The 11,610-nt window shown below is 71.0% G+C and carries 11 protein-coding genes; 5 read left to right on the top strand and 6 right to left on the bottom strand.

Annotated features, from left to right (window positions below):
• Positions 1-184: 184 nt before the first annotated feature.
• Positions 185-1,138, top strand: a complete 954-nt coding sequence (locus K7C20_RS19425; protein ID WP_078953564.1) for a metal-dependent hydrolase — start codon at positions 185-187, stop codon at positions 1,136-1,138.
• Between the two features lie 29 nt (positions 1,139-1,167).
• Positions 1,168-2,340, top strand: a complete 1,173-nt coding sequence (locus tag K7C20_RS19420; RefSeq protein WP_078953563.1) for a MerR family transcriptional regulator — start codon at positions 1,168-1,170, stop codon at positions 2,338-2,340.
• Positions 2,341-2,453: 113 nt separating this feature from the next.
• Here K7C20_RS19420 and K7C20_RS19415 read toward each other — a convergent pair whose 3' ends face one another.
• Positions 2,454-3,803: a carotenoid oxygenase family protein gene (locus tag K7C20_RS19415; protein WP_053210265.1), complete on the bottom strand. Its 1,350-nt coding sequence runs from the start codon at positions 3,801-3,803 to the stop codon at positions 2,454-2,456.
• Positions 3,800-4,390, bottom strand: a complete 591-nt coding sequence (locus K7C20_RS19410; RefSeq protein WP_030075847.1) for a hypothetical protein — start codon at positions 4,388-4,390, stop codon at positions 3,800-3,802. Before K7C20_RS19410 ends, K7C20_RS19415 begins: the two co-directional genes overlap by 4 nt.
• Before the next feature lie 164 nt (positions 4,391-4,554).
• Here K7C20_RS19410 and K7C20_RS19405 point away from each other — a divergent pair, with 164 nt between their 5' ends.
• The gene (locus tag K7C20_RS19405) at positions 4,555-5,139 is read left to right on the top strand and encodes a PadR family transcriptional regulator (protein ID WP_030075846.1); all 585 of its coding nucleotides are present in this window, start codon (positions 4,555-4,557) and stop codon (positions 5,137-5,139) included.
• Positions 5,140-5,287: 148 nt separating this feature from the next.
• Positions 5,288-5,830 carry an RNA 2'-phosphotransferase gene (locus tag K7C20_RS19400; RefSeq protein ID WP_030075845.1) on the top strand — a complete coding sequence of 181 codons (543 nt, stop codon included), beginning with the start codon at positions 5,288-5,290 and terminating at the stop codon, positions 5,828-5,830.
• A 96-nt stretch (positions 5,831-5,926) separates the two neighbouring features.
• On the opposite strand, the gene pspAB is transcribed toward K7C20_RS19400, so the two are convergent.
• The 3 genes from pspAB to K7C20_RS19385 form a co-directional block, all read right to left on the bottom strand.
• Entirely contained in the window at positions 5,927-6,490 is a 564-nt protein-coding gene (gene pspAB / locus K7C20_RS19395; RefSeq protein ID WP_030075843.1) for a PspA-associated protein PspAB, read from the bottom strand.
• Positions 6,491-6,537: 47 nt separating this feature from the next.
• On the bottom strand, positions 6,538-7,437 hold the full coding sequence (gene htpX / locus K7C20_RS19390; RefSeq protein WP_030075841.1) for a zinc metalloprotease HtpX: 900 nt from the start codon (positions 7,435-7,437) through the stop codon (positions 6,538-6,540).
• 255 nt (positions 7,438-7,692) lie between these two features.
• Positions 7,693-8,592 (bottom strand): LLM class flavin-dependent oxidoreductase, encoded by a 900-nt coding sequence (locus K7C20_RS19385; protein ID WP_053210270.1) that lies wholly within the window; start codon positions 8,590-8,592, stop codon positions 7,693-7,695.
• 155 nt (positions 8,593-8,747) lie between these two features.
• Here K7C20_RS19385 and K7C20_RS19380 point away from each other — a divergent pair, with 155 nt between their 5' ends.
• Positions 8,748-9,731: an HAD hydrolase family protein gene (locus K7C20_RS19380; protein WP_053210264.1), complete on the top strand. Its 984-nt coding sequence runs from the start codon at positions 8,748-8,750 to the stop codon at positions 9,729-9,731.
• A 71-nt stretch (positions 9,732-9,802) separates the two neighbouring features.
• Here K7C20_RS19380 and K7C20_RS19375 read toward each other — a convergent pair whose 3' ends face one another.
• A complete protein-coding gene (locus K7C20_RS19375; RefSeq protein ID WP_053210263.1) occupies positions 9,803-11,482 on the bottom strand; it encodes a sensor histidine kinase in 1,680 nt (559 codons plus the stop codon).
• Positions 11,483-11,610: the final 128 nt, after the last annotated feature.

The raw sequence follows: 11,610 nt of genomic DNA, 5'->3' as shown, positions 1-11,610 counted from the left end.
GCGTCCGTCCGGGCGTCACCCCCTATCCGCCGGCGGGCGCCCGGCCACGCATCCGTCCCGAACCCGATGCCGTACGGCGTCCCGGGGCGGTGGCCCGTCGCCACGGCCCTGAGGTACTTCCGGCCGCGCCCCGGGCCCGGCCGCCTCACCGTCAACCGGAGAACGCGCACGTCAGGAGCCGCGCATGAGCACGCCGCAATTCCCGTCACCCTCCCAGCCGCGCCCCCTGCCGGCCACCGACGAGCAGCCCCCGATATCGCCGCGTCGGGTGTCGTTCGACTGGGCTGATACTCCACTGCTCTGGATACCGGACGAGCCCACTGCCACCCACGTCATCAATGTGCTGCATCTGCTGCTCCCCGCGGGCGAGCGATGGTTCGTCAAGGTCTTCAAAGAAGCCCTGCCACTGGTCCGGGACGAGCGCCTCCTCAAGGACGTCAAGGGCTTCATGGGCCAGGAAGCCACCCACAGCGTCCAACACTCCTACGTGCTCGACCACTTGGCCCATCAGGGCCTGGACACCCGCCCCTACACCCGGCACATCGACTTCCTGTTCACCTGCCTCCTGGGCGAGAAGCCCCCCTTCGGCATCCCCATACCCGACCAGGAGTGGCTGCGCTTCCGGCTCTCGGTCATCGCCGCCATCGAGCAGTTCACCGCGGTGCTCGGCGACTGGGTGCTGGACGCCGACGGTCTCGACCGCGCCGGACCCGACCCGGTCATGCTCGACCTGCTGCGCTGGCACGGGGCGGAAGAAGTCGAGCATCGCGCGGTCGCCTTCGACATGTACCAGCACACCGGTGGTGAGGACCCCGCCCGCTATGCCCGCCGCGTCCTGGGCATGGCCGTGACGGCCCCCGTACTGCTCTACCTCTGGGGCTGGGGCACGGCCTACCTCCTCCGGCACGATCCCCAGCTCGCCACCCGGTCCCGCTACTCGCTGCGCGAGCACAACCGCGCCGTACGCAAGGGACTGCTGCCCACCTGGCGTGCGCTGGGAGCGGCGATACCGCGGTACCTGCGGCGGTCGTACCATCCCTCGCAGGAAGGGTCGCTGCGCACGGCCGTCGCCTACCTGGCGTCCTCCCCGGCCGCACGGGCCGCGGCGGGCGCGGTGGGCCGCGCGGCAATCTCGTAGCGCGCGGCCATCTCGTGAGGAGCACCGCAGTGACCGAGCAGCCGCCGACGGCCGAATACCGCATCGAGGACCTGGCGCACCTCAGCGGCGCCACGGTCCGCACGATCCGCGCCTATCAGGACCGGGGGCTGCTCCCCCGTCCGGAACGCCGCGGCCGGGCCAATGTCTACGGCGAGACCCATCTGGCCCGGCTGCGCCAGATCGCCGATCTGCTCGACCGTGGTTACACCCTCGCCAGCATCAAGGAGCTCCTCGCGGCCTGGGACGCGGGCCTCGACCTGGGCGGGGTACTGGGCCTGGTCGCCGAGATCGACGGGCCGTGGACCGATGAGGAGGCGTCCCGGATCAGCCGCCCGGACCTGGACGCCGCCTTCGGGGGCACCTCCGACGAGGAAGCGATCGCCGAGGCGGTCGAACTGGGCGTCCTGGAGCGCATCCCCGGCAAGGACGACGAGTTCCTCGTCCCCAGCCCGCAGGAACTCGCCGTCGCCGCCGAACTCCACTCCGCCGGCGTCCCGCTCCTGGCGATCTCCGGTCATCTGCGGGAACTGCGCGGCCAGGTCGAGCACATCGCCTCCCGCTTTCTGGACTTCACCGCCGAGCATGTCTTCCAGCCCTTCCTTGACCATCCGCCCACCGATGCCGAGGCTGCGGAGGCCGCCGCCCTCGTACGCCGGCTGCGCCCTCTGGCCCAGCAGACCATCGACGCCGAACTCGCCCGCGCCATGCGCACCCTGGCCACCCGGTACCTGCACCATCACCTCAGCGAGGCACTACCGGCAGAGGCCCAGCCAGTGACAGAAGCCGAGCCAGTGACAAAGGCAGGGACAGCGGCAGAGGCAGTGACGAAGGCGGAAGCAGTGGCGGAGGCAGTTCCGGCCGCCCCCGGGCCGGTCGCGGCCCCCCGTACCGTGACCGGCCCGGCGGTGGTGCCCGAGGCGGTGCTGCTCCCCGCCGAGGCCGTGCAGGCCGTGCGGGATCTCGTGGGCGCGGAGAACGCGGCCGCCTTCATCGCCGCCGCCGCACACCGGGAGGTGCAGGCCCGCACCATGGACGCCCTGGCGGCGCGCGGAGGAGGGACTGCATCGGGGTGGGGGAGCGAGGCCGCGCCGGCGGACGGAAGCGGGACCGCATCTCCGGTGGATGCGGCCGCCGCCGACACCCACACCCACACCCAGCACCAGGCCGGCAACCAGCCCTGAGCCGACGCGCGGGCGCTCTTCCCCCGCAACCCGCCCGCGCCCTCGTACATACCCAGTCTTGAGTTGTCAAGGATCAGGCGGTGCGCGGTCCCCCGCCGCGCCCTTGGTTGCCGTCAACTGACCGGATCGGGCAGCCAGTTGCCATGGAAGCCGTACGGCACTCGCTGCGGGAGATGGACCGTGGCGACCGGGTCGGCTGATATGTCCTCCGCGTCGAGTACGACGAGATCGCTGGTGTCCGTGGAGGCGTCGTAGACATAGGTGAGCAGCCAGCCCGGCCCTCCCGGACGGTCGTCCGCCGGGGCGAAGACCGCCTCGGCCGGAGTGCGCCCCGGACCGAAGTCATGGCGGACGACGGCACCGGTCTCCAGGTCGTAGCGGAGCAGGGCACCGGGTATCGGGCCGCTGCCCGGAAGCTCGCCGGTAGTGGCATGGCCGAAGCGGGCCGGCAGCCCGGCGAGCCGGTCGTCCACCCTGGGGAACTCGCAGAATTGGTCGTCGAGTTGCTCCTCGGTGACCGTGCCCGTCGCCAGATCGATCGTCCAGCGCCAGAGGTGGGCCGGGGTCCTGCCGCCGAATTCGGCGTAGCGGGACACATACAGAACGATGCGCTGCTCGCCGTCGTCGTGGGCGTTCAGGGCGTGGAAGACATAGCAGGGGTCGATGGACAGCCAGCGGACCTCGCCATAGGGGTCGTCACGCCGCAGCACCCCCAGCCGGGCGCCGTACTCCGGGTTCCAGTGGAACGGCATGCCGGGGCGGTTGCGGTCGAAGACGACCGGGAGGTCCATGAAGACGACATGGCCGGCGGTCAGATGGAAGTCATGCATCATCGTGTGCCCCGGAACATCGATGGGGCGGCTGATCACCAACTCCCCCGAGACGTCGGCACGGTGGTAGGTGAGATAGGGCGGAGTGGGCCCGCCGTAGCCGAAGAAATGCAGCTCGCCGGTTGTGGGGCAGGTCTTGGGGTGGGCGGTCATGGCCGTGGTGAGCCGGCCCCCGAAGTCATGGGCGCCGAGGGTCTCCAGCTCATGGCCGGGGCGGCAGTCGATTTCGTAGGGGAACGACGACTCGACCAGTGCGAGGGTGCGTCCGGCGTGCCGGACGATATGGGTGTTGGCCACGCCCGCCGCCAGATTGCGGCGGCCTTGCGCGTCCACCGGCCGCGCCCCGTCGGTGAAGGTGGAGGTGCGGACCCAGCGGTTGCGGTAGGAGACGGCCCGGCCGCCCTCCAGGCGCAGGCCATGGACCATGCCGTCGCCGAAGAACCAGTGCGGAGTGGCGGCGTCCCGCGGGTTCGGGCCGTTACGGAGGAACCAGCCGCTGAGCTCGGGGGGAATCGTGCCCGTGACCGGGAGGTCGTAGGCGGTCAGCTCCTCCTTCACCGGGGCGAAGTTGCCAGCCATATGAGGCGCGGGGGCACGGGATTCGGTGGCGGTGGTCGGGGGTGTGGTGGTCATGCGGCCATACCTCCTTGATTGGCAGTCCGCGCGCCGGAGTTCTCCATGAAGCGGGCACGGGCCCGCTCCGGGTAGCCGGCGGTGAAGCGGACGGGAAGGACGAATCCGGCGATCTGGATGACGATCGAGACGATGACGTTCACCTCATAGGCGGAGACGACGGTCTGGGCGATCGCAGTGAGAGTGAAGGACACCGCCCACACGCTCGTGAGCACGACATTGATGCGGCGGAACAGCAGGGTGTGCCAGACCTCCGGCGGGGCCATCCGGCGCGCGATCGCCATCGTGAAGGGCCGCTGCACGGCGACCGAGACCCAGGCGATGAGCGCCAGCCAGCCCATCGACAGGGCGCTGCCGTACAGCTTGAGACCGCTGTCGGGACGGGCGAAGGCCAGCACGCCGAGGGCCGCGAAGTACACGATCGTGCCGTACTCCAGCAGGCGGTAGTCGAGGGAGAGACCGGCGGCCCGGTCGGCGACGAGCAGCGCGACGGATATCGCCAGGCCCGCGAGCGCGCCCCACTGCCAGCCGACGGAGGACACCCCCGCAAAGGCCAGCCACGGAATGAAGTTCCGCAGGTAGTTCATGATCCCCCTCGTCACTCGCGACCGCACGCACGGCCGCACGCCTCGGCGCCGGGACGAGTGGCCGCATCTGCCGCACACTCCCCCACAGCACATTCCAACTTCGACATGTCGAACATAGAACCTCCACCTTTGACATGTCAACAGTGGAAAGTAAAGTGCTGACCATGAGCCTGAGACATGCCGTGCTGGGCCTGCTGGCCGAGGCCCCGGCGAGCGGATACGACCTGATGAAGCTGTTCAACGCCTCGCTGTCGAGCGTCTGGCCGGCCACACAGAGCCAGGTGTACGGCGAGCTCACCAAGCTCACGACCGCCGGCCTCGTCGAGGTCGCCGCCCACGGCCCCCGCGGCCGCAAGGAATACGCGATCACCGACGACGGCATGGCAGAGCTGCGCCACTGGCTCACCGAGGTCGAGCCCAGCGGCCCCCAGCGCCATGACGGCCTGCTGCGCGTCTTCTTCCTCGGCGTCGTCACACCGCTGGAGGCGCAGACATATCTCCTGCATCAGGCCGAGCGCGCCGCGCGCACCCGCGCCACGCTTGAACACATCGAAGAGACCGCCGAGTGGGACGAGGAGATGATTTCGGTCTACGGGCGGATCGCGCTGGAGTACGGCCTGCGGATGTCGGCGACCCAGGAGGAATGGGCCCGTTGGGCAGCTGACGAGGTGACCAGCGCAAAGGCGAGAAAGGCGAGTGAACTCGCGAGGGCGCAGCACAAGGAAGGCCGGCAGAGCCAAGAGAAGTGACGGGCCGGCCGGGCGAGGGCTGGCGATGCCCTCGGTTCATCCCGCGGGTCCGCAGGGCGAGCGCCGCCCGGGGCGGCCCGGCACCTGCCACGGCTCCCGGGCCCGCAATTCAGGTGCCGTCGCGCGCCTTGCGCGGCACTCTGGAGACATGAACAACCAGCGCTCCGTGCGCATCTCGAAGTATCTGGCGAAACATCTGCGCCATGAACCGGAGCGGATCGGCATCACCCTCGATCCCCAGGGCTGGGTGCCCGTGGAAGAGCTCATGGCAGCGGCCGCGCGACATGGATTCCGTTTCTCCCGGGCGGAGTTGGAGGCAGTCGTCGTCGGCAACGACAAGCAGCGATACGCCATCGAGGACGGCCGGGTCCGCGCCCAACAGGGCCACTCGGTACGCGTCGACCTCGATCTGCCGCCGACCGTACCGCCTACCCAGCTCTTCCACGGCACGGCGGTCCGCAGTGTGGCCGCCATCCGGGACGAGGGGCTGCGGCCGATGTCGCGGCACGCCGTCCATCTCTCGACCGACCGTGAGACCGCGACCCGGGTGGGCGCGCGGCGCGGCAGGCCCGTGGTCCTCACCGTCGACGCGGCCGCGATGCACCGCGCCGGCCATGTCTTCCGGGTCAGCGGCAACGGGGTCTGGCTCACCAGCCATGTACCCGCACAGTTCCTGCGATTCCCGGGCTGAGCCACCACCCCCGTAGGACCGACCGGGCTGAGCCACCGCCCCCCGTAGGACCGGGCCGAGACCAGCGCCCCCAGAGGCCGCGTGGTCCACCACCCCTCAGAGCCCCGGCGCTCCCCACACCGGGAACCACCGCGCCAGGTCCTGCTCGATCGTCAGATCGTCCCCGAGCATCGCCCGCACCTGAAGTTCGAGCGGGTTGTCGCGCTTCTCGCCACCGCCCTCCTTCGGGGAGAAGGGGTAGAACGTGCCGCGCTTGTAGAGGTAGACCAGCGCCAGCGACCGCTGCCGCTCATCGCGGAAACCGGCCAGCGAACACAGCAGCTGTGGGCCGAAACCCGCCTCCTCCAGGGACGTATTGACCGCGTGCAGGTCGTTGACCAGGCCCGCCACGTCCTCCGGCGGATGCCGTACGAGCAGCCACGTATAGCCGTACGCGTCCTGTGTGAACTCCACCGAACCGTCCAGGAGGGAGCGCGCCTCCTCCTGGATACGCGAGAACGTCGCGCCCTCCACGCTCGCGAAACACACCGACCCCAGGCCGGTGGGTTCAAAACCGGCCGCGGCCTGCAGAGTCACCGCGGCCGACGGCAGCGCGAACAGCTGGTCGAGATCGGGACGTACCGGCTTGCTGCGGCCCAGGATGGCGTCCAGAAAACCCATGCGCGACTACTCCTTGCTCGATACGGCGGTCCCCACTGCCCCGCCCGTCACGCCCGCCCCAGCTCCCCCGAGATCCTTGCCAGCTGGTCCAGGCGCTGTTCCAGCGTCGGGTGCGAGGACAGCAGGCGGCTGAAGCTCTCCTTGTTGAACGCCGGGGCGAAGTAGAAGGCGTTGAACGGCTGGGCCTTGCGCAGATCTTCGGTCGGAATCCTCGCGATCTGGCCGGTGACCTTGGTCAGCGCGGCGGCCAGCGCCGAGGGACGGCCGGTCAGCAACGCGGCAGCCCGGTCGGCGGACAGCTCGCGGTAACGGGACAGCAGCCGGGTCAGCAGGAAGCTGATGGCGTAGACGGCCACGCTCACGGCGGTCACGATGAGCACGGCGATGGCCGCGTTCTGGTCCCGGTTGCTGCGGCCGACACCGCTCCACAGCGCGGCCCTGGTGATGATCCCGGCCAGCACGCCGAGGAACGAGGCGATGGTCATCACCGCGACATCGCGGTGCGCGACATGCGAGAGCTCGTGCGCCAGCACCCCCTCCAGCTCCTCCGGCTCCAGTCGCCTGAGCAGCCCGGTGGTGGCACACACCAGCGAGTTCTTCTGGCTGCGGCCGGTGGCGAACGCGTTCGGCACATCCGACTCGGCGATCGCGACGCGCGGCTTGGGCATATCGGCCAGCGCACACAGCCGGTCGACGGCGCCGTGCAGCTCGGGCGCCTGCTCCGGTGTGACCTCGCGCGCGCCCATGCTGAACGCCGCGATCCGGTCGCTGAACCAGAACTGCGCCACGAACAGGGCGCCCGAGATCACCAGCACCACCACCCAGGCGCCTTTGAGCAGCACCACCAGCACGCCGACGACCACGACGTACAGCAGGCCGATGAAGAACATCGTCGTGACCATGCGTGTGGTCAGCCCACGGTCCGGGGCGAATCGGGTCTGTGCCATGGCTCCTCCGCAAACGCCGCACTTCGCGCAGTGCGCCGGCCTGCCGCGCGCCGTCCTCGCACCGCGCGCGGCGGCCCGCACACTGCGCCGCTGTCCCGATTCTCCCTCTTCAGAGCTATATGTGGGGTAAAGCCCAGGCCAGGGGAGTACCGGGCGCGCCGGGGCGGCCGGGCGCGTCGGGCATCCGAGCACCTGCGCCGCCGGAGGAGCCGAGCCGGCCGGCGGTCCGCAGGGGGCCGCCGGTCCGTGCTCCGCCTACCGGGCGGCCAGCTGCGCCGGCCCCTCCGTGGCGATCCGCTCGAAGACCGCGACATCGGCCTCGAAGACCGAGTCGGCGATCGGCCAGTGCAGGACCAGCTCGTCGATGCCCAGCTCGGCGTGGCGTCCGGCGAAGTCGACAAAGGCGTCGACGGAGTCCAGCGGGCTGTCGGGGGTGAAGCCGGTCAGCATGATCTTCTTCAGGTCGGCGAAGTCCCGCCCCTGATCGGCACAGGCCTTCCCCAGCCGCTCGAGCTGTCCGCGGATCGCCTCCCTCGACTCATCCGGCGTTCCGCCCCCGTTGGAGACCTTGGGATCGCCGGTCGTCACCCAGGCCTGGCCGTACCGGGCGGCCAGCTTCAGCCCGCGCGGCCCGGTGGCCGCCACCGCGAACGGCAGCCGCGGCCGCTGCACACAACCGGGGATGTTGCGGACCTCGTGCGCGGAGTAGTGGTCGCCGGCGTATGAGACGACATCCTGGGTCAGCAGCCGGTCCAGCAGCCCGACGAACTCGGCGAAGCGGTCGGCCCGTTCCCGCGGCGCCCAGGGCTCCTGGCCGAGCGCGGTGGCGTCGAAGCCGTTGCCGCCGGCCCCGATGCCCAGGGTGATCCGGCCGTCGCTGATGTCGTCGAGCGAGATCAGTTCCTTGGCGAGGGTGACCGGATGCCGGAAGTTCGGCGAGGTGACGAGGGTGCCCAGCCGCATCCGGGAGGTCGCGGCGGCGGCCGCGGTCAGCGTCGGAAGGGCGCCGAACCAGGCCTGGTCCCGGAAGCTCCGCCAGGAGAGGTGGTCATAGGTGTACGCGGCGTGGAAGCCAAGCTCCTCGGCGCGCTGCCACGCCTCCCGCCCGCCTTGGGACCAGCGGCGGACAGGGAGTATCACGGTGCTCAGTCGCATACCCCCGAGCGTACGGCCGTCCGGACGGTACCAACGCTCCGCTGCCGTGCCGTGGGCCTCCACCCCGCCTGTCCGTACGCCCTCGGCCTGCCGCCGCCGGCTCATGCGCGCAACCCACCGCACGCCTGTGCACGGCGGTACGGGAAGATGGCCCCGTGACTGATGCCCCCGCCACACCACTACGGGCGCCCGAAACGGCCGTTGCGCCCCGGCTGATCGCCACCGACCTCGACGGCACGCTGCTGCACGACGACAAGACGGTCTCGGACCGGACGATCGCCGCGCTCGCCGCCGCGGAGCAGGCCGGCATCGAGGTGTTCTTCGTCACCGGGCGTCCGGCCCGCTGGATGGGCGTGGTCAGCGACCACGTGCACGGTCACGGTCTGGCGATCTGCGCGAACGGCGCGGCCGTCGTCGATCTGCACCGCGGCGGCCGGATCGTCGAGGTCAGCCCCCTGGAGCGGACGGTCGCGCTGGCCGTCGTGGACGCGCTGCGCAGCGCCGCGCCCGGCACCTCGTTCGCGGTCGAGCGCACCGGCGGCATCCACTACGAGCCGCAGTACCCGCCCCTCCTCCTGGACCCGGCCGCGGCCGTCGCACCGGCGGAGAAGCTGCTCGCCGACGACTTCGTCTCGACGCTGTGTCCGGAGGCGAACAAGCCGGACGCCACCCGCGGGCCGGACGGCCGGTCCGCGGCCGCCCACAGCCCCTCCGATTCCGCCGGCCCCGCCTTCCCGGACCAGCCGGTGATCAAGCTGCTGGCGCACCACCCCGAGCTGGACCCCGACACGTTCCTCCAGCTGGCCCGGACAGCGGCGGGCGATCTCGCGTCCTTCACCCGGTCCAGCCCCACCGCCCTCCTGGAGATCAGCGGGCCCGGCGTCAGCAAGGCCGGCACCCTGGCCCGCTGCTGTGCGGAGCGCGGCATCTCCCCGGACGAGGTCGTCGCCTTCGGGGACATGCCGAACGACATAGAGATGCTGAGCTGGGCCGGCACCTCCTACGCCATGGCCAACGCGCACCCGGACGTGCTGGCCGCCACGACGGGCCGTACCGCGTCCAACAACGACGACGGTGTCGCGGCCGTCATCGAGCGGATCCTGCATGACGGCGGCCCACGGGGCGACCGCTCACACTGAAGACGACCGCTCACACGGGAGCGGCCGGCCGGCGGCAGCCGCCGGCCGCGCGTCGACGCCCGCCCTGCCCCTCACAGCGGCGCCTCCCACCTGACCATCGTCCCCGTGCCGTCCGCGCCCAGCCCCGGGCCGTAGGAGCTGGAGCCGCCCAGTGACTCCGCGCGCTTGGCGAGGTTCTTGAGGCCGCTGCGGCGACCGCCGTCCGAGATGCCGATGCCGTCGTCGGCGACGGTCAGACGGACTCCGTCGGCACCGTCCGGAAGCCGGATCGTGGCGTCGACGACGACATCGATCCGGGAGGCCTGGGCGTGCCGGAAGGCGTTCGACAGCGCCTCACGCAGCGCGGCGATCAGGTTTTTGCCGGTCAGCTCGCCGACCCGGGAGTCGACCGGGCCGATGAAGCCGGCCGACGGCTGGAAGCCGAGCGGTACGGCGGCGGTGCCGATCTCGCGCAGGACCCTGGTCCGCAGCCCGGACGGCGCCTCGGCCGGGCCCTGTTGCAGGGCGAAGATCGCGGTCCTGATCTCCTGGATGGTGACGTCCAGCTCGTCCACGGCCTTGCCGACGCCCTGTGCCACCTCGGGCACGACGGATCTGCGCTGTGCGCTCTCAAGGATCATGCCCGTCGCGAACAGCCGTTGAATGACGAGATCGTGCAGGTCACGGGCGATCCGGTCGCGGTCCTCGTAGACGGCGAGCCGCTCGCGGTCGCGCTGGGCGTCGGCCAGCACCAGCGCCAGCGCGGCCTGCGCCGCGAACTGGGTGGCCAGCGTCCGCTCGGCACCGGTGAACGGGCGGGCGCCCCGGGCCCGCGGTGTCGCCAGGGTGCCGAGCACCCGTCCGCCGCTTTTGAGCGGCAGCATCATGCTGGGGCCGAAGCGGGCCGCGATATCCGTGACCATCCGTGGGTCGGTGGCCGAGTCGTGTACGAACACCGGCTCCCCGGCGAGGAGTTGTTCGACCACCGGGCTGTCGGGCGGAATCTGCGTCCCCATGATCCCGGCGGGGGCGTCCGCCGACACCGCGACGATCTCCAGACCGCCCTCCTCGTCGGGCAGCAGCACGATGCCGGCCGCCGAGTCCGCCAGCTTGCGGGCCTGCTCGGCGACCACCGCGAGTGCGTCGTCGACATCGCTGCCGGCGAGGAGTTCGGTGGTCACCGCCACGGAGCCGTCGATCCACCGCTCCCGCTGCCGGGTCGCCGCATGCACCCTGGCGTTGCCGATCGCGATACCGGCCTCGGTGGCCAGCACCCGCACCATGTGCAGGTCTTCCTCACTGAACTCCGCGCCGCCGCGCTTCTCGGTCAGATAGAGATTGCCGAAGATCTCGCCCTGGACGCGGATCGGCACCCCGAGGAACGTCCGCATCGGCGGGTGTCCGGGCGGGAACCCTGCCGACCGGGGGTCCTTCGTGAGGTCGCCCAGGCGCAGCGGCTTGGGATCATGGATGAGTGCGCCGAGCAGGCCCTTGTGACCGTCCGGCAGCGCGCCGATCCGCTCGTGCGCTGCCCCGTTCACGCCGTACGTCACAAAGTCCGACAGCCCCTCGCGGGCATCGTCGATGATCCCGATCGCGGCATAGCGGGCGTCGGCGAGCTCGGCGGCGGTCTCCACGATCCGGTCCAGGGTGATGTGCAGATCAAGACCGGCACCGACCGTACGCATCGCTTCCAGCAGCTGCGGCACCCGCGCGGTCAGCTCGGACGACAGGCCCTGGAGACTGCGGGTCGCCTCGGTGGCGGCCTCCATGGGGTCGGGGGCCGCGCTCGCGCCCTCGCTCCCGGGGCCCCTGGGGTCCGGGGGTGGGGGTTCTGCCGTAGCTGCCATGCCATGAGCCTAATAACGGCTGATTTCCGGGGAAAGTCCAGTTATGCGGG

Origin of the sequence: Streptomyces decoyicus, from assembly GCF_019880305.1 — a bacterium.
GTDB lineage: Bacteria > Actinomycetota > Actinomycetes > Streptomycetales > Streptomycetaceae > Streptomyces > Streptomyces decoyicus.
The sequence above is the reverse complement of the archived record's forward strand: the minus strand, read 5'-3'. Positions and strand labels throughout refer to the sequence as shown.